General features: G+C 62.1%; 16 protein-coding genes. 5 read left to right on the plus strand and 11 right to left on the minus strand.

Features of this window, described 5'->3' with window-relative positions:
- The first annotated feature begins 7 nt into the window (after positions 1–7).
- The 3 genes from AC5RUQ_RS19265 (at position 8) to AC5RUQ_RS19275 (ending at position 5,148) form a co-directional block, all read left to right on the plus strand.
- On the plus strand, positions 8–3,196 hold the full coding sequence (locus tag AC5RUQ_RS19265) for a type I restriction endonuclease subunit R (protein ID WP_493948898.1): 3,189 nt from the start codon (positions 8–10) through the stop codon (positions 3,194–3,196).
- Positions 3,197–3,313: 117 nt separating this feature from the next.
- Positions 3,314–4,651, plus strand: a complete 1,338-nt coding sequence (locus tag AC5RUQ_RS19270; RefSeq protein ID WP_493948972.1) for an AAA family ATPase — start codon at positions 3,314–3,316, stop codon at positions 4,649–4,651.
- Positions 4,652–4,653: 2 nt separating this feature from the next.
- Positions 4,654–5,148 carry a hypothetical protein gene (locus AC5RUQ_RS19275; RefSeq protein ID WP_493948899.1) on the plus strand — a complete coding sequence of 165 codons (495 nt, stop codon included), beginning with the start codon at positions 4,654–4,656 and terminating at the stop codon, positions 5,146–5,148.
- 41 nt (positions 5,149–5,189) lie between these two features.
- On the opposite strand, the gene AC5RUQ_RS19280 is transcribed toward AC5RUQ_RS19275, so the two are convergent.
- The 10 genes from AC5RUQ_RS19280 to AC5RUQ_RS19325 form a co-directional block, all read right to left on the minus strand.
- Positions 5,190–5,666 (minus strand): RipA family octameric membrane protein, encoded by a 477-nt coding sequence (locus AC5RUQ_RS19280; protein ID WP_493948900.1) that lies wholly within the window; start codon positions 5,664–5,666, stop codon positions 5,190–5,192.
- A gap of 41 nt (positions 5,667–5,707) precedes the next feature.
- Positions 5,708–6,004 (minus strand): DUF7701 domain-containing protein, encoded by a 297-nt coding sequence (locus AC5RUQ_RS19285; protein ID WP_493948901.1) that lies wholly within the window; start codon positions 6,002–6,004, stop codon positions 5,708–5,710.
- 1 nt (position 6,005) lies between these two features.
- Positions 6,006–6,386: a TIR domain-containing protein gene (locus AC5RUQ_RS19290; protein ID WP_493948902.1), complete on the minus strand. Its 381-nt coding sequence runs from the start codon at positions 6,384–6,386 to the stop codon at positions 6,006–6,008.
- A gap of 143 nt (positions 6,387–6,529) precedes the next feature.
- Complete coding sequence (gene nrdF, locus AC5RUQ_RS19295) at positions 6,530–7,504, minus strand: class 1b ribonucleoside-diphosphate reductase subunit beta (RefSeq protein WP_493948903.1); 975 nt, start codon at positions 7,502–7,504, stop codon at positions 6,530–6,532.
- Between the two features lie 91 nt (positions 7,505–7,595).
- Entirely contained in the window at positions 7,596–9,716 is a 2,121-nt protein-coding gene (gene nrdE / locus AC5RUQ_RS19300; RefSeq protein ID WP_493948973.1) for a class 1b ribonucleoside-diphosphate reductase subunit alpha, read from the minus strand.
- A gap of 20 nt (positions 9,717–9,736) precedes the next feature.
- The gene (nrdI, locus tag AC5RUQ_RS19305) at positions 9,737–10,201 is read right to left on the minus strand and encodes a class Ib ribonucleoside-diphosphate reductase assembly flavoprotein NrdI (protein WP_493948974.1); all 465 of its coding nucleotides are present in this window, start codon (positions 10,199–10,201) and stop codon (positions 9,737–9,739) included.
- Between the two features lie 116 nt (positions 10,202–10,317).
- Positions 10,318–10,563, minus strand: a complete 246-nt coding sequence (gene nrdH / locus AC5RUQ_RS19310; protein WP_013601222.1) for a glutaredoxin-like protein NrdH — start codon at positions 10,561–10,563, stop codon at positions 10,318–10,320.
- A gap of 407 nt (positions 10,564–10,970) precedes the next feature.
- Entirely contained in the window at positions 10,971–12,365 is a 1,395-nt protein-coding gene (locus AC5RUQ_RS19315; RefSeq protein WP_493948904.1) for a class I SAM-dependent methyltransferase, read from the minus strand.
- Entirely contained in the window at positions 12,362–13,087 is a 726-nt protein-coding gene (locus AC5RUQ_RS19320) for a DUF1365 domain-containing protein (RefSeq protein ID WP_493948905.1), read from the minus strand. Before AC5RUQ_RS19320 ends, AC5RUQ_RS19315 begins: the two co-directional genes overlap by 4 nt.
- Positions 13,084–14,484, minus strand: a complete 1,401-nt coding sequence (locus AC5RUQ_RS19325) for an NAD(P)/FAD-dependent oxidoreductase (protein WP_493948906.1) — start codon at positions 14,482–14,484, stop codon at positions 13,084–13,086. Before AC5RUQ_RS19325 ends, AC5RUQ_RS19320 begins: the two co-directional genes overlap by 4 nt.
- A gap of 128 nt (positions 14,485–14,612) precedes the next feature.
- Here AC5RUQ_RS19325 and AC5RUQ_RS19330 point away from each other — a divergent pair, with 128 nt between their 5' ends.
- Positions 14,613–15,530, plus strand: coding sequence for a LysR family transcriptional regulator (locus AC5RUQ_RS19330; protein WP_493948907.1), 918 nt, complete (start codon positions 14,613–14,615; stop codon positions 15,528–15,530).
- Between the two features lie 45 nt (positions 15,531–15,575).
- Positions 15,576–16,079 (plus strand): DUF2004 domain-containing protein, encoded by a 504-nt coding sequence (locus AC5RUQ_RS19335; protein ID WP_163164053.1) that lies wholly within the window; start codon positions 15,576–15,578, stop codon positions 16,077–16,079.
- A 72-nt stretch (positions 16,080–16,151) separates the two neighbouring features.
- Here AC5RUQ_RS19335 and metE read toward each other — a convergent pair whose 3' ends face one another.
- Positions 16,152–18,485, minus strand: a complete 2,334-nt coding sequence (gene metE, locus AC5RUQ_RS19340) for a 5-methyltetrahydropteroyltriglutamate--homocysteine S-methyltransferase (RefSeq protein ID WP_493948908.1) — start codon at positions 18,483–18,485, stop codon at positions 16,152–16,154.
- Positions 18,486–18,555 lie beyond the last annotated feature (70 nt).

The following is an 18,555-nucleotide window of genomic DNA, read 5'->3' on the forward strand; positions in this document are numbered from 1 at the left end:
AATTACCGTGACAGCACCAGCAGTAGCCTTTTCGGAAGCCGACTGGGAGGGCGCCGCGAAGGAGCGGCTTGGCGAGCTGGACTGGAAGCCATTGGAGGGCCAGGCAATTGCGCCCGGAACCGGGGAACGCGAGTCCTGGTCGGAGCTTCTCATGCGGCCCCGCCTCCTTGCCGCCCTCCAGCGCCTCAACCCGGCGGTGCCCGCCCAGTACCTGCAGCAGGCTTTGGCGGAAATCGCCTCGCCCAAGTCCAACGACGCAATGGCGGAGAACCACCGCATCCACAACTGCCTCGTCAACGGCTACCGACTGGCCTACATCGACTCCGACGGCAACGAAGCCAACCCGACCATCAGGCTGCTCAGCCAGGCACCGGACCAGAACGACTGGCTCGCCGTCAACCAAGTCACACTGGTGCAGGGCGACTACAAACGGCGCTTCGACGTCGTCCTCTACTGCAACGGCATGCCTGTCAGCATCATCGAACTCAAGAAGGCCGGCAGCGCCCACGCCGACCTCCCCGGCGCTCACGCCCAGCTCCAGACCTACCTCCGCGAATTCCCCCTAGCGTTCCGCTTCTGCGTCTTCACGCTCGCCACTGACGGGATCCACGCCAAATACGGAACGCCGTTCACACCCTTCAACCACTTCTCACCATGGAACGTAGACGACGACGGCGTCCCCGTCCCCCAGGGCTACATGGTCGACGGCGACGCGGTCACCGCCCTCGACACAGCGCTGGACGGCCTCTACAACCAGGAACGCTTCCTGCAGCTCGTCCGGAACTTCACCGCCTTCGACCAGGGGTCGGGCGGCTTGGCCAAGCGGATCGCCAAGCCGCACCAGTACTACGCCGTCACCAAGGCCGTTGCCAGCACCATCCAGGCCGTGGAAAGCAACGGCAAGGCCGGCGTCGTCTGGCACACCCAGGGGTCGGGCAAGTCCATGGAAATGGAGCTCTACGCGAACATGGTGGCACGGGCGCCCAAACTGAAGAACCCCACTATCGTGGTCATCACCGACCGGAACGAACTGGACGGCCAGCTGTTCGAGAGCTTCGACCGGAGCCTGCTCCTTGCCGAATCGCCCAAGCAGATCAGGAAACGCTCCGAGCTGCGGGACGAGCTGAGCAACCGGACCACCGGCGGCATCTACTTCACCACGCTGCAGAAATTCGGCCGGAGCAAGTCGGAGAAGGACGCCGGCGCGGACCATCCACTGCTGTCCGACCGGCGCAACATCATCGTGGTGGTGGACGAAGCCCACCGTTCGCACTACGACGACCTGGACGGCTACGCGCGGCATCTGCGCGACGCGCTCCCCCATGCCACGCTGATTGCCTTTACAGGCACACCAATCTCGTTCGACGATCGCAATACCCAGGATGTTTTCGGCGACTACATCGACATCTATGACCTGTCCCGGGCGGTGGAAGACGGCGCCACCGTGCCCGTGTACTTCGAACCGCGGCTGATCAAAGTAGGACTTTCCGAAGGCGTCACGGAAGAGGACCTGGACAAGTCCGCCGATGAACTGACGCTGGGGCTCGACGATACGGAACGGGCGCGCATCGAGGCGAGTGTCGCCGTCGTCAACGCCGTCTGTGGTGCGCCGCAGCGCATTGCCGCGTTGGCCGAGGACCTGGTGGCGCACTGGGAGAACCGGCGCGAGCGGATGGGCAAGTTCATCGAGGCGCCGGGCAAGGCGATGATCGTGGGCGGGACGCGGGAGATCTGCGCCAAGCTGTACTCCGCCATCGTGGAGCTGCGCCCCGATTGGCATTCTGACGACCTGTCGAAGGGCAAGATCAAGGTGGTGTACTCAGGCGACGCGACCGACGTGCCACCCGTGTCTGACCACGTGCGCCGGGATTCGCTGAATGCCCAGCTCAAGGAGCGGCTCAAGAACGTCGACGACGAGCTGGAATTGGTGATCGTCAAGGACATGATGCTCACCGGCTACGACTCTCCCCCGCTGCACACCCTGTACCTGGATCGGCCGCTCAAGGGCGCGCTGCTGATGCAGACACTGGCGCGCGTGAACCGGACCTTCCGCGGCAAGGAGGATGGCCTGCTGGTGGCGTACGCGCCGCTGGCGGAGAACCTGGCGAAGGCGCTGGGCGAGTACACGCAGTCGGACCGGGCGAACAAGCCGGTGGGCAAGAACATCGACGAGGCCGTTGGGCTGACGGTGTCCCTGGTGGAGACGCTCCGCTCGCTGCTGGCCGGCTACGACTGGAAAGCCGTGCTGATGAAGTGCGGGCCGAAGTCGTTCCTGAACGCGGTGACCGGCGCGGTCAGCTACCTGCGCAATCCTGCTACGCCAGGCAACCAGCCTGCAGACGGCGAAGAGTCGGTTGCCGCGAAGTACCGCAAGTACTCCAGCCAGCTGTCCCGCGCGTGGGCGCTGTGCTCTGGGTCCGAGACATTGGCAGAGCTTCGTCCGGAGATCCAGGTGTACGAGGAGATCCGTGTCTGGATGGCGAAGTACGACGCAGCCGACCGGCAGGCCAGTGGTGAGCCGGTGCCTGAGGAAATCCAGCGGCTGTTGGGGAACCTGATCGCGTCAGCAACGTCCTCGGGCGAGGTGCTGGACATCTACGACGCGGCTGGCATGCCGAAACCGTCCCTGGATGACCTGACGCCCGAGTTCATTGCCAAGACGCATAAGGCTCGGAACCCGCAACTGGCCATTGAGGCGCTGCGGAAGCTGATTGCGGACGAGTCCGCCTCCTCCACACGGAACAACGTGATCCGGCAGCGTGCTTTCTCCGAGCGGATCACTGAGCTGATGAAGAAGTACACGAACCAGCAGCTGACCTCCGCCGAGGTTATTGCGGAGCTGGTAGAGCTCGCTCGGGAGGTGGCCGCAGAGGGCAAGCGGGGTCAACAGTTCACTCCCCCGCTGAACTCTGACGAGCTGGCGTTCTATGACGCCGTGGCCCAGAACGAGTCAGCGGTGGAGGCCCAGGGCGAAGGCGTCCTGGCAGACATCGCCCGGGAGCTGGTTTCGGTGATGCGCCGCGACGTGCGGACCGACTGGACCGTGCGTGATGACGTTAGGGCGAAGCTTCGGTCCTCCATCAAGCGGCTTCTGGTCCGCTTTGGCTACCCGCCTGACAAGCAGCCCCAGGCCATCAAGCTGGTGATGGAGCAGATGGAGTCGATGGCGCCGCGGTTTGCTGAGGCGCGGGACTAGCCCTAAGAGTGGCCTTCAAGACGCCGCGATGGACAAACTCCTCAGGACGAGACTCGATCAACGAAGCTGACGTAAATGCATAATCCCGACTCAAAGTATTGGACAATCCTAGGTATGATGTCTCCTCGACTCGTCGCAATTTCTCTCACCCCTTTCAAGTCGTACCAGAGCGTCCGCATTCCAATTGAGCCCTTGACGGTCCTAATCGGCCGGAACGCGAGTGGGAAGTCGAACGCGTTAGATGCTTTCGAAGTACTCGGACGTCTTGCCAGAGGATTAGAGATCCGCGACGCCCTCGACGGAAGCCTCGACGGCCTCGCGCCAATCCGGGGAGGTTCCACTGGTCTCGCCCCTGCCGGATCAAAAAAACGATCCATTAGGCTGGCTGTAGAAGTCGAAGACCCTGAGTATGGACTATTGACGATGGAAACCGAAATTGCGGTGGATCCGGAACCAAAAGTGGTTTTCGAACGTCTGAGCTTGACAGGCTCTCGAGGGAAAAAGAGTTTCACGGTATTCGAATCGGTTCCGCAAGACGATGCTTGGCGCGGCGATATCGATGCAAGAGTCTACAGTGGAAAAAGAGGAGTAAACCCCCGAACCACCTTGCGATCCTCTCAGCTCCTTACATTTCAGGTGCCACAGAGACTCGACTCAGGGTCCGCAGCAAAACGCTTAGTCAGCGACCTTTGCAACCGGGTTCTAGCAAGCCTCCTGGGCGTATTCCATCTGGATCCTATTCCCAGTGCAATGCGCCAGTATGTACCTGAAAAGGACACCGATCTCCACCGAGACGCGCGAAATCTTTCAGCGGTCTTGTCACACTTAAAAAACAGCGGCGCTCCGGACACGTGGACCCGACTCACTACTGCGATCCAGCGTCTCCCTGAACACCCTATCTCCGGCATTGAATTCGTTAGCACCAGCTTTGGCGACGTAATGGCTGGCATCAGAGAATTTTTTGATGCGCATAGCGAGGTGATCCCAGCTCGACAGATGAGCGACGGAATGCTCCGAATGTTGGCCATTACGACGTCCATCCTCGGCGGCGCGTCAAGCCTTGCCATTTCACCGTCCCTCTCAGGAGCCAAATCCACTCCCACTCTTCTCATCGAAGAGCTGGAGAACGGATTGCACCCATCACAGGCGCACACATTGCTGCAGCTGATTGTTGAGTCAATTCACTCTGGTGAGCAGCAGCTCGTAGTTACCACCCATTCCCCAGCCCTCCTGAACGCTCTTAGTGGCGATCAGCACCGTGGAGTTCTAATAGTCTCGCGGGACAAGTCCTCGGGGTGGAGCTCGGTGTCGCGTCTTGTGGACCTTCCGGGTTACCACCGGGCCTTGGCTTCGGAGCCCCTCGGCAGCCTCGTCGAGAACGGCCGCATTGCTGAGGCCTTCGAGAACCCAGTGAGTTCACGTGACAGTATTGACGAATTCTTGAGGATGATCTGATCGTGGCAGATGTTGTCTTCATCGACACCAGCGTGCTGCTATGCATCCTCGATATTCCCGGTAAAAACCAGAACCGAGACCCCTTAGTTGAGGAGTTCAAGAACCTCGTGACCACTCCCGGGAATACACTTATCCTTCCGGTAGCAACGATCATCGAGACAGGGAACCACATCGCGCAACTCTCCGAAGGGGGCCTACGCAGGCACAGGATGGAGGCGTTGACGAGACTGCTCATCGACAGCTCTAGCGCGACGGCTCCGTGGGTAATAGGCAACGCTCATTGGGATAGAGAATTCATACGGAATGTCGTGCATGGCCTCCCACACGGAGCGCTAGCAAGTTTGGTGGACCTTGCGTCCCAGGGCGTCGGCGTGGGCGACGCGAGTATCATTCACGAGATGGAACGATACCGTTCTTCCACCAACACACCATCAGCACAAACGATCCGCCTGTGGACCCTTGACCACGGACTTCAGGCGATCAGCCCCAGTTCCTAGGACCGCCAAGCGCGAATCGACCCATCTTCCCAGCAATACCCTTATTGCTGACTCAGTAAGAAAGCCACCAATTCAGCCACGGTGGCAATGAGATACACCGCAAAGAATGCCCACGGCGTCCAGACTTCTTTGGAAGTGAAGGTTCTATACTTCTTAGGCTGTTTACCCTCGCCGAGAGCCTTCCATTCAGCGAGATAAATAGCCGCAGGAAGGATCTTTTCTAACCGGTTGATCACAACAAACTTGCCTGCATTCAGCTGGCCAAATGACAGAATGAGGCTTCTCCAAGCGAACGATAGTATGCCGCCAGTAATAGTAAGAGCCATTAAGCCCAGCATCTGGAGCCGCGCGTCTTTTCCGTTGGTCAGGAGAAACCCAGCAGCGGTCAGAACTGCTCCGTTCATGGTAAGGAAGAATGTGTTGACACCCTGACGCCGTGCAACCAATGACTCCGAGCTCGCCACCATGAGCTTGTAGAGCTCAAAAAGGCGAGCAATGTCCTTTTCCTCCGTCGGCACACCATGAGGGAAAAGGTGAACGTCTAGAGGATCCGGGTGCGTCACTGTGACCGCGCCAACGACTTGCACACGGCCCATATCGCCGCCGCATACGGGCCGTCTTCCCTGGCCACTTTTTCATCCAACTGGTCGAACGGTACTAGCGCATCGTGGTTCGGTTCGCGATCCGTCATCCACGCAACCCATGCATTGTGAACATCAGATAGCGTGACGCTCTCGCCTTTCGCAAGCAGAAGCACGGCGTATGTACGGAACAGCTTGCTCGTGTCCTCAACCGGGAGATCACCCGGAGGCACTTCGGCTCGGATCTTCTCTGCGATCTTGTCTAGGTAATTCATCCTAAACCCACGTGGCCAGCCATTGAGTTATCTGCTGGGAATCCCACCGGATGACATTTGCCGCAGGCAAACCTGAAGGTACGGTGTGTGTTCGGTCCGAGTGAATCTGAATTCCGAACATGTAATGTCCCTGACGTTTCGTCTCTTCAATTTCCCAAAGAACAGCGTCTGAGTACGCTGTTGTGGGACCGATCAAAACTACGGTGCCTTTAGTGCGGGCGATCCGTTCCTTGCACTGTGTTTTCCAGGAACTGTCAAAGGGATTCTGAACCGAGTAGTCAATGAATTCGATCTGATTCCGCGAGTCCTTGGCTTGCTGTACCAAGAAATCCCGCGACCATCGGTCTTCCATTTCGAAACTAATAAACGCTCTCGGTGCCACTAATAACCCCGCTATCGATCGATTAATCCGGTACGCAATGGCGGCCGGCGGATACTCTTTCAGCCCTGCTCATAACTGCTACACACCATCCCACTGCGAGCGAGGGCAGGAAGACTGGCAGCGCCCAGACGAGAACGGGCCGACTAGAAGTCCCAGTCCTCGTCCTCAGTGTTGACGGCCTTGCCGATCACGTAGGAAGAACCGGACCCGGAGAAGAAGTCGTGGTTCTCGTCCGCGTTCGGGGAGAGCGCCGAAAGGATGGCCGGGTTTACGTCGGTGACGGAAGCCGGGAACATGGCTTCGTAGCCGAGGTTCATCAGGGCCTTGTTGGCGTTGTAGTGCAGGAACTTCTTGACGTCCTCGGCCAGGCCGACGCCGTCGTACAGATCGTGCGTGTACTGGACTTCGTTTTCGTACAGCTCAAACAGCAGCTCGAACGTGTAGTCCTTGATCTCCTGCTTGCGTTCCTCGGACAGGCCTTCAAGACCCTTCTGGAACTTGTAGCCGATGTAGTAGCCGTGTACGGCCTCATCACGGATGATCAGGCGGATCAGGTCGGCCGTGTTCGTCAGTTTGGCGCGTGAGGACCAGTACATGGGCAGGTAGAAGCCGGAGTAGAACAGGAAGCTCTCCAGCAGCGTGGAGGCAACCTTGCGCTTCAGCGGGTCGTCGCCCTGGTAGTAGTCCATGACGATCTGCGCCTTCTTCTGAAGGTTCGCGTTCTCGGTGGACCAGCGGAATGCCTCGTCGATCTCCTTGGTGGAGGCCAGCGTGGAGAAGATGGAGGAGTAGCTCTTGGCGTGCACGGACTCCATGAAGGCGATGTTGGTGTACACGGCTTCTTCATGCGGAGTCAGGGCATCCGGAATCAGGGAGACTGCGCCGACGGTGCCCTGGATGGTGTCCAGCAGGGTCAGGCCGGTGAACACACGCATGGTGAGCTGCTGTTCGGCAGGCGTCAGCGTGTTCCACGACTGGACGTCGTTGGACAGCGGCACCTTCTCCGGCAGCCAGAAGTTGTTGACGAGACGGTTCCAGACGTCCACGTCCTTGTCGTCCTGGATGCGGTTCCAGTTGATGGCCTCGACGTGGCTAAGCAGCTTGACCTTCTCGGTCATGTCATCCCCTATGTTTTGGGTGGTTTCTCTAAGTTAAAGCGTACGACGGCGGGCGGGCACCCGCCGTCGTACTGGCACAATTAGTTGAAGACTAAAGCATGCAGCTGACGCAGCCCTCAACCTCGGTCCCTTCCAGCGCGAGCTGGCGGAGACGGATGTAGTAGATGGTCTTGATGCCCTTTTTCCAGGCGTAGATCTGGGCCTTGTTGATATCGCGCGTGGTGGCGGTGTCCTTGAAGAACAGCGTCAGGGACAGGCCCTGGTCCACGTGCTGCGTGGCGGCTGCATAGGTGTCGATGACCTTCTCGTAGCCGATCTCGTACGCATCCTGGTAGTACTCCAGGTTGTCGTTCGTCAGGTACGGCGCCGGGTAGTACACGCGGCCCAGCTTGCCTTCCTTGCGGATCTCGATCTTGGACGCCACCGGGTGGATTGAGGAGGTGGAGTTGTTGATGTAGGAGATCGAGCCCGTCGGCGGAACAGCCTGCAGGTTCTGGTTGTAGATGCCGTGCTCCATAACGGAAGCCTTCAGCGCCATCCAGTCGGCCTGCGTGGGGATGTGCACGTTCTTGAACAGCTCGCGGACCTTTTCGGTCTGAGGCAGCCATTCCTGCTCCGTGTACTTGTCGAAGAACTCACCGGACGCGTACTTGGACTTCTCGAAGCCGCCGAAGGTCTGTCCGGTTTCGATTGCCAGCAGGTTGGAGGCACGGACCGCGTGGTACACCACCGAATAGAAGTAGATGTTGGTGAAGTCCAGGCCCTCTTCGGAGCCGTAGTGCACCCGCTCACGGGCAAGGTAGCCGTGCAGGTTCATCTGACCCAGGCCGATGGCGTGGCTCTGGTCATTGCCCTTGGCGATGGACGGAACCGAGGTGATGTTGGACATGTCAGACACGGCCGAGAGTGAGCGGATAGCCGTCTCGATGGTCAGGCCGAAGTCCGGCGAGTCCATCGTCTTGGCGATGTTCAGCGAGCCCAGGTTGCAGGAGATGTCCTTGCCGGTGTCAGCGTAGGACAGGTCATCGTTGTACGTGGTGGGCTGGGAAACCTGGAGGATCTCCGAGCACAGGTTGGACATGATGATCTTGCCGTCAATCGGGTTGGCCCGGTTCACGGTGTCCTCGAACATGATGTACGGGTAGCCGGATTCGAACTGGATTTCGGCGAGGGTCTGGAAGAACTCGCGCGCCTTGATCTTGGTCTTCTTGATCCGGGAATCGTCCACCATCTCGTAGTACTTTTCGGTGACCGAGACGTCGGAGAACGGCATTCCATAGACACGCTCGACGTCGTACGGGGAGAACAGGTACATGTCCTCGTCGCGCTTGGCCAGCTCGAATGTGATGTCCGGGATGACGACGCCCAGCGAGAGGGTCTTAATGCGGATCTTCTCGTCAGCGTTCTCGCGCTTGGTGTCCAGGAAGCGGTAGATGTCCGGGTGGTGGGCGTGCAGGTACACGGCACCGGCACCCTGGCGGGCGCCGAGCTGGTTGGCGTAGGAGAAGCTGTCTTCGAGGAGCTTCATCACGGGGATGACGCCTGAGGACTGGTTCTCGATCTGCTTGATGGGTGCGCCCACTTCGCGGATGTTCGTCAGCGCAAAGGCCACGCCGCCGCCGCGCTTAGACAGCTGCAGCGCGGAGTTGATGGACCGGCCGATCGATTCCATGTTGTCTTCGATGCGGAGCAGGAAGCAGGAAACCAGCTCGCCGCGCTGCTTCTTGCCGGCGTTCAGGAACGTAGGCGTGGCCGGCTGGAAGCGGCCCTCGATGATCTCGTCCACCATCTGCAGGGCAAGCTGCTCGTTGCCGCGGGCCAGGTGCAGGGCAACCATGCACACGCGGTCCTCGTAGCGCTCCAGGAAGCGCTTGCCGTCGAACGTCTTCAGTGTGTAGGACGTGTAGAACTTGAAGGCGCCGAGGAAGGTCTCGAAGCGGAACTTCTTTTTGTAGGCGCGGTTGAACAAGTCACGGATGAAGTTCATCGTGTACTGGTCAAGCGTCTCGCGCTCGTAGTAGTCGTTCTTGACCAGGTATTCGAGCTTTTCTTCCAGGTCGTGGAAGAACACGGTGTTGTTGTTCACGTGCTGCAGGAAGTACTGGTGCGCGGCCTCGCGGTCCGCTTCGAACTGGATCTCGCCGCTGGGGCCGTACAGGTTCAGCATCGCGTTCAGCTCGTGATAACCCAGGCCCTTATAGGCGGCAGGCATCTCGGGCTTCTGGGCCCTGGTTACTTCTGTGTCTGCGACAGTCGTGTCCAAAACGTGTCCAATCCATTGTTTACGCGGGCCACGTCTTCTGGCGTGCCCATTAATTCGAAGCGGTAGAGGTGCGGTACTCCGCACTTGGCGGCGATGATGTCTCCCGCCAGGCAGTAGTTGTCCCCGAAGTTTGTGTTGCCGGCGCCGATCACCCCACGGAGCAGCTGCCTGTTCTGCGGAATGTTCAGGAAGCGGATGACCTGCTTCGGGACAGAACCCTCTCCCCCGGTGCCGCCGTAGGTGGGCACCACCAGCACGAACGGCCGGGTGGCGAGGAGGGGTGCGTCCTTGGCGAACAACGGAATCCGGGCCACCTCGCGGCCAAGCTTCAAAACAAAGCGGGTGGTGTTCTCGGATGCCGAGGAAAAAAAGATGAGTTGGCTGCTGGTAACAACCGGCTGAACCGCCCCGGGATCCGCCACGCGCTGAGCCACGTGAACGTCCTGGGAAGTGCGGGATTCCGATGCTGTGTCGAGTTCCTGGGCTGCTGGTGCTGCCGTGGGAGTCACCTCAGCTGGTTGTTGATTGCCGGCAGAAAAAAGTGTGACCTCTAGGCCACGGAGGAAACTGCGGAAAGCGCCAGTTCCTCGATCTTGTCCGGGCGGAAGCCTGACCAGTGGTCCTGGTCCGTGACCACAACAGGAGCCTGCATGTAGCCCAGTGCCTTCAGGCGCTCGAGGGCCTCGGCGTCCTGGGAGATGTCAACGCTCTGGTAGGTAATGCCCTTTTTGTCGAGCGCCCGGTAGGTGGCGTTGCACTGAACACAAGCAGGCTTTGTGTAAACCGTTACGGTCATGGTTCCTGTCCCCTTTACTGAAAACTTGCTCGTCCGGTGTTCCCGCCCAAGCTGTACCTAGATACTACATCTAGTGCAGACGCCTCTTTGGAACCCCAAGATGATGTATTACAAGTATGTCATTTAATGCACCTTTAATCCACAGGGAGGGGTCTTCAAAATGTCCGGGATTCCGCTGTTTTTGCGGACGCAATCCACATCCTGTGGAGTACTTAGCCACATTTAACGCCCAGCGTGTCGAGGAAAAGACGGCGTGTCGCCCGCAGTCAAGGGGCAGGTTCCGCGCCGCCCGGGACAGCCGGAAGGGGCCCCGAAGTGACCTTCGGAACCCCTTGTGGTGACGAATCCCACTGACCGCACGACCGCGGCTGCCGGCACCTTCGTCACGGCGCCGGCAGCTGCGGCTGCTAGAGCTGGACCTCCCGGCGGTCCAGCACGATCTGCTGCACATCCAGGTAGCCGGACTGGAACCCGGCCCGGGAGTAGCACAGGTAGAACAGCCACATCCGCTGGAACACCGCATCGAACCCCTGCTCGCCCACCTCGCGCGAGCGCTCCAGGAACCGCTCCTCCCAGAGCCGCAGGGTGGCGGCGTAATGGTCCCCCATGCCCATCCGCTCCCGCACCCGCAACGTGGTGTGCTGCTGGGTCACGCCTTCGATGGCGCGGACGGACGGCAGGAACCCGCCCGGGAAGATGTACTTGTGGACCCACGTGTAGGCGTTCCGGGTGGCGAGCATGCGCCCGTGCGGCATGGTGATCGCCTGGATGGCCACTTTCCCGCCGGGCGCCAGCACCCGGTCGATGGTCTGGAAGTAGATGGGCCAGTACTCGTAGCCCACAGCTTCAATCATCTCGACGGAGACGATGGCATCGTACTCGCCCTCAACGGCCCGGTAATCCTGTAGCGTCACTGTCACCTGGTCTGCAAAACCGGCGGCCGCGATTCGCTCCTGTGCAAGTGCCTGCTGCTCGCTGGAGAGGGTGACGCTGTAGACAATGGCGCCGCGGGCCGCAGCCCGGAGAGCCAGCTCGCCCCAGCCCGTTCCGATTTCCAGGAGCCTGGTCCCGGCGCCGACCCCTGCCTTGTCCAGCAGCCTGTCGATCTTCGCCCGCTGCGCTTCGGCCAGAACCTCCCAGCCAACAGCAGAAAGCGGTCCGGCTTCCAGCGGAAACAGCGCCGAGGAATAGCTCATTGTGGAGTCGAGGAACGTGGAGAACAGCTCGTTGGACAGGTCATAGTGCCGCGAGATGTTGCTGCGCGTGTTCTGCTCGGCGTTGCGTTCCTGCCGCGGCGTGCGCGGCAGGTACAGGGCCCGCAGCTTCTGGAGCGGGGCGGGAATCAGCGTATCCACCGAAGCGGCGAACACTTCCAGGACACCCGCCAGGTCGCTTGCCTCCCAGTCCCCGGCCATGAACGACTCGCCCAGCCCGATCAGGCCGTTGTCGCCGATCCTGGCTTCAAACGCCTCTGGCCGGACCATCACCATCACCGGGCCGCCGGCGCCGCCGGTGCCCAGTACCGTGCCGTCCGGGTACTCAACACGCAGGGGCAGCCGCTTTACGGCCCCTTTGAAGAGGAGGCCTGCGGCCTTGCCTGCCACCGCTGCTTTGACGCCCGACGGCGGCTGCGCAACTTCCGGCCATACGCCGGGATCGATGGTGGTGGGCGACGCCGGGACTCCGGTGGCAGTCCGGGCCGCGGCATAGTGCGTGGCGGCCACGTCCGAAAGTCCAGCTTTGTCCCTCGCTTTAGCGAGAACAGGAGCTGCAGTTGTTGCGTTGTCGTCTATCAGTGTCATTGAACTGCCTCCTGTGAGGGGTGGTGCGGTCGGGCGACGACAGGCAGGCGCCTGGCCCAGAGTTTGATGCCCTGCACCCGGATGAGCGCGGATACCAGCAACGGAGCGGCCGGAACAGCAAGGGCCGCTGCCAGGATGTTCGGAACCGTGGCCGGCCGGCGCGTGCCGTCCATGGTGGCCACGAACGGGCGGTGGCCTTCACGGTCCAGCACGATGGAGACCCCGAGGCGCTCCCCCGGTGCGGGCAGCTTCATGCGGTACTGCCCATCCAGGTTGTTGAAGGGCGAAACATAAAAGGCCTTGGGGACAGCAGCCCGCCCGGCGGTATCCGTCCGGAGAAGGTAGCAGTGGCGCTCCCCGTACGTGTTGTGGACTTCGGCCACCACGCACTCAAGCTCCCCGGTGGACCGGTAGCACCAGAACAGCGACAGCGGGTTGAAGACGTAGCCAAAAACCCTGGCGCTGGCCAGCATGTGGATAGCGCCGCCGTCGGGCTCTATCCCCTGCGTGCGCAGGTATCGTTCCACGTTGCCGCGGATGGTGCCGTCCGGATCGCCCAGGTGGTCCCCGGCGCGGAATACGGCCAGCGGCCGCAGCGGGAGCGGAAGCCGCGGAAGCGAGTCGACATCCACGAACCAGCTATAGCTGCGGTACGTAAACGCGTTCTTGAAAGGGGTTCGTCGCACGTGCGATATGGAGGTGCGGTAAATCGCCGCGCTCATGAGGGATCCGCGGCGGAAAGCAGCTCCCGCTCCGCACTGTCGGCAGCCTCACGCGGCTCAGCGGCCAGGGCACCAGGCCAGGAGCGGCCCAGCGATTCCGCCGCGCGGACACCGGCAAGTGCACCGTCCTCATGGAAACCCCATCCCAAATACGCGCCGGCGTAGGCAATCCGGTGGTCGCTGAGTGCGGCTATTGCCTGTTGCGCCTGCAGCGATTCCGGCGTGTACTGCGGGTGCTCGTACACCATGCGCTCAAGCACCGCATCACCGGCAATCAGCTCCGACTCCCCCAGGCTCACCAGGTACGGACGGCCATCAACCGGGTCCAGCCGCTGCAGACGGGTGAGGTCGTAGGTGACCAGGACCTTGTCCGGCCGGGCGCCGCAGGACGGCAGGCGGTAGTTCCAGGATGCCTTCGCGTTGCCGGCGGCAGGCAGGACAGCCGGATCCCGGTGGAACACGGTGTGGTTCACCGAGTAGGGCATCCCGCCCAGCGCCTCCTTCTCAGCCGGCGTCGCATCAGCGAGGAACGCGAGTGCCTGGGCCGGGTGGGTGGCAATCACGACGGCGTTGAAGTCTTCCAGCCCGTGCTCTGTTGCGAGCTCCACGCCTTCCGGCAGGCGCCGGATGGCAGTAACAGGAGTGTTGAGCCGGATATCAGTCAGCGTGGCTGCGAGCTTCTCCACATACCGGGCTGAACCGCCGGTGACGGTGCGCCACTGCGGCGAACCCTTCACGCCCAGCATCCCGTGATGGGCCAGGAAGGTGAAGAGGTAGCGGGCCGGATAGGCGAGCGCGGTGGTGGGGTCGCAGGACCAGACCGCACTGACCACCGGGGTCATGAAATGGGAAATAAAGTACGGACTGAAGTCTTCCCGTTCCAGGAACTCACCGAGGGTCAGCTCCGAATGCGCGGCATGCGGACTGGTGGCCGGAATGGGCTCTGTCTTCAGGAGGGCCCGCGCCTTCCGGTAAAAGCGCGTCACCTCCAGCAGCATCAGCAGGTACCGTCCCCGCAGCAGGCTGGAGGGCCTGGCAATGATTCCCCGGCCGCCGTCGCGGGCTCCGGCGTACTCCAGCCCGCAGCCGTCACAGCGGACGGACATGCTCATCTCGGAGTCCTGCGTCTCAACGCCCAGCTCAGCGAACAGCCGAAGCAGGGTGGGGTAGGTCCGCTCGTTGTGGACGATGAAGCCGGTGTCGACGCCGACAGCGGACCCGTCCGGTTGCGGAAGATCGTGCGTGTGGGCGTGCCCGCCCAGCCGCGGGTCCGCCTCAAAAAGGGTGACGTCGTCCTCCCGGTTGAGGACGTAGGCGGCGGTCAAACCGGCCACGCCGCTGCCAATGACGGCCACGCGCCGTCGTCGGCCTCCGGATGCTGCTGGGTCAGGTGACAACTTATGCTCCTCTGCTGAACATTTGCCAAGGGTGGGTATACAGAGGGCAATTCGACGCCGGAGCGGCCGCGGATGGGTACTGTGCCTGCCAGCTTCTTCAGCGCTGGGCGGCGGAGTACTGTGGGCAGGTGGTAAATCCGGTACACCTGAAGACCCTTTTGGAGGTCACGCGGCTCGGCTCGTTCGCCGCCGCCGCATCAACGCTTGGCTACACGGCCTCGGCTGTCTCCCAGCAGATGTCTGCGCTGGAACGGGATACCGGCGTCGTCCTCTTCCAGCGCTCCGCGCGCAGCGTGGTGCCCACGGAAGCCGCCGTCGTGATGACGCGCCACGCCGCCAAGGTACTCACGGACATGGAGGCACTGATGGCCGCAGCCTCCAAGACGCAGGACACAGCCAACCAGGAACTACGGCTCGGCATCTTTCCCAGCCTGGCAACCTACGTCCTGCCGAGGATTCTGAAGAACCCGGCATGGAAGAACCTGGGCATTGACCTGAAGGTCTCCGTGGCGGAACCGGGCCAGACCATCCAGGGGCTGCGCACCGGCGGTGACCTGGACCTGGCCGTGGTCTTCCAGGTAGGGCAGACCGGTTTCGCCTGGCCGAACACCATCAACCGGCAGTGGATCGGCGACGACAACTTCCGGGTGGTGCTGCCCGCCGGCTGGGGTTTCCGGACTGACGCGAAGGTGGCAGCGGACCACCTCTCCGAAATGCCGTGGATCATGCACCATCCCGGCACCAGCGATGCGATGGTCATTGAACGCCTTTTCGCGGGCTGCAACCTGCATCCACGTGTGGTCGCCTACAGTGACGATTTCCATGCAAGCCTCGAGATGGCTGCTGCAGGGCTGGGGGCCGCGCTGGTTCCAGAACTGGCACTGCGCCACCGGCCCGAAGGCGTTGTAGTCCTTGACGTTCCAGAGATCCGGCTGGCCCGCAACGTATTCGCGCTGCTGATCAATGACAGGAAAACCGCCCGGGTGCAGCTGTTTGTTGATTTGCTCGCTGAGACCCTCGCCGGGATGCGCACCGCAGTGAATTAGGCCTGAACGCTGGAATGCACCGCAGTTCGGGTCTATGTTGAAACTATGAACAAGGTAGCGAGCCAGCACTTTGGAGAGATCGAGCTCAACCACGGCAGGGATCACTTCATCGCCGCCAAGCATGAACTGCGTGGCCATCCGCTGGAAATCGACCTGAACGTCACCGCCCATGACCACTTCGACGAGGCCGCGCTGCGCAAGGTCGATTACCGTTTGCGCTTCCTGCCCGAGCTGGTTGACGAGGTGCGGGACATGATCGCCGAGGAGCTGGACCAGGAAGGCACCAGCCCGCAGGAGTACCTCCATTTCCACTGCAACGCACTCAAGGATGAGCACTTGCAGAAGGTATTTGGGGTGACCGAGCGCAGCCAGCTCACCAACGAAGTGTTCCTCAAGGCACTGAAGCTTGGCCACGTCCGCATCTACCCCGGCCAGCCCGAGCGCTACTTCGTTCTGGACTTCACCCTGGGCGAGCATTTCACCGACGAGGTCCTGGTGGCGTCAGCGGATGAGGACGGCGTAGTGGACGACGAGATCGTTTGGTCCTGACGTAGATTAAGCGACGGCGGCCGGCCACCTGTCGAGGTGGCCGGCCGATCGTTTGCCTGCTTTACATGGCTGCTACTGCTTAGCTGCTGCGAGCAGTTCGGCGCGGACTGTCTTGGTGGCCTCCACCAGGTTCCGCAGGGATTCCTCGGTCTCGGTGTAGCCGCGGGTCTTCAGGCCGCAGTCCGGGTTGACCCAGAGCTGGCGGGACGGCACGTGCTTGACGGCGGTGCTGAGCAGCTCGGTGACTTCCTCGGTGCCGGGAACGCGCGGCGAGTGGATGTCGTAGACGCCCGGGCCAACGCCGCGGCCGAAGCCGTGGGATTCGAGGTCGTGCACAACCTCCATGCGGGACCGTGCGGCCTCGATGGAGGTAACGTCCGCGTCCAGGCCGTCGATGGCGTCGATGATCACGCCGAACTCCGAGTAGCAGAGGTGGGTGTGGATCTGGGTGGCGTCCGCAGCGCCGGCGGTGGCGAGGCGGAAGGAGTCCACGGACCACTTAAGGTAATCGGCGTGGTCGGCCTTCCGCAGCGGGAGGAGTTCGCGCAGTGCGGGCTCGTCCACCTGGATGACCTTGATGCCGGCGGCTTCCAGATCGGCGATCTCGTCGCGCAGCGCGAGGCCAACCTGGTTGGCGGTCTCACCCAGCGGCTGGTCGTCGCGGACGAAGGACCACGCCAGGATGGTGACCGGACCGGTGAGCATGCCCTTCATCGGCTTGCTGGTGAGGGACTGTGCGTACTTGGCCCACTCCACCGTGATGGGGGCACTGCGGGTGACGTCGCCCCAGAGGATGGACGGGCGTGTGCAGCGTGAGCCATAGGACTGGACCCAGCCATGGACGGTGACGTCGAAACCTTCGAGGTTCTCGGCGAAGTACTGCACCATGTCGTTGCGCTCGGGCTCGCCGTGGACCAGGACGTCGTAGCCGAGCTCTTCCTGCAGGGCCACAACGCGCTTGATCTCGTCCTTCATGAGCTTCCCGTACTGCTCGTCCGTGAGGTCGCCCTTGTTATTGCGGGCGCGGGCCGAACGGATTTCCGAGGTTTGCGGGAAGGAGCCGATGGTGGTGGTGGGCAGCGGCGGCAGGTCCAGCGCCTCTTCCTGCGCAGCCTCGCGGACGGAGTATTCGGAGCGGCTGAAGTCAGCGGCGGTAAGGGCACCGGTGCGGGCCCGGACGTCTGCCCGGCGGACGCCTTCGGCGGTGGCCCGGGAAGCGATCACTGCGGTTGCCTCGTCGATGGCTGGCTTGGCGGAGGCGGGGTCGGCCAGGTAGGACGCGAGGGTCTTGACCTCCACGGCCTTCTGGTCCGAGAACGCCAGCCAGCTGCGGAGCTGCGCGGAGAGCTGGGTTTCCTCGGCCACGTCGTGCGGGACGTGCTGGGTAGAGGTGGAAGTGGAGACGGCGAGCGTGCCGGCGGCGGCCTTCAGTTCCTCCAGCTTTGCGGCGGAAGCGGCAAGGTCGTTGCGCCAGATGTTGTGGCCGTCAACGACGCCGGCAACAAGGGTCTTGTTGCCCAGGCCGGCCAGGGCGGCGCCAGAGGGAACGGCGCCCTTGAAGACGTCGATGTGCAGTGCCTCGATGTTGGTGGCAGCGAGTGTGCCGAGCTGGCCGTCAAGCGAACCGTACGGGGTGGAAACGAGGATCTGCGGGCGGTTGGCGGCAGCGGTGAGGACCTCGTAGGCGCGGGCAACCGCTGCTTCGATTTCGCCGGCCGGGATGTCCTGGTCCACCACCAGTGCAGGCTCGTCGAGCTGGACCCAGCCGGCGCCTGCGGCGGCGAGCTTCTCAAGCAGCTGGACGTAGACGGGCAGGATGTCCTCAAGGCGGGACAGCGGCGCGAAGCCGGCCGGGGCGTCGTCGGAAGCCTTGGAAAGCAGCAGGTAGGTGACCGGGCCAACGATATAGGGGCGGGTCTCGATGCCGTTGGCCAGGGCGAAGGCGAACTCGTCAACCTTGGCGGTGGAGGCGAGGGTGAATTCGGTTTCGGGGCCGATCTCAGGCACCAGGTAGTGGTAGTTGGTGTCGAACCACTTGGTCATCTCCAGCGGCTGCTGTTCCTTGGTGCCGCGGGCAAGCGTGAAGTAGCCGTCGACGTCGAGCTGTCCCTCTGCAGTGAGGAGCCTGCCGAAGCGGGCCGGGACCGCACCGAGGTGGGCCGTGGTGTCCAGGACCTGGTCGTAGTAGGAGAAGGTGCCGGGAACGGCTGCGGCTTCGGTCAGGCCGAGCTCCTGCAGGCGCCTGGCGATGGTCAGCTGGATGTCCTTGGCGGCGGCGTCCAGGGCGGCGGCGTCGATCTTGCCGGCCCAGTAGGCCTCCACGGCCTTCTTGAGCTCCCGGCGGCGGCCGATACGCGGGTAGCCGAGGAGTGAGGCGGACGGGAAAGGGGTGTTGCTTTTAGGCATGGCAAATCCTCAGGTAGGGACGGGGTCTGAAAGTTTGGGTTTTGTGGCCGGGGGCTATCGCCGTGCGGCC

Source organism: Arthrobacter sp. MDT2-3, from assembly GCF_059090465.1.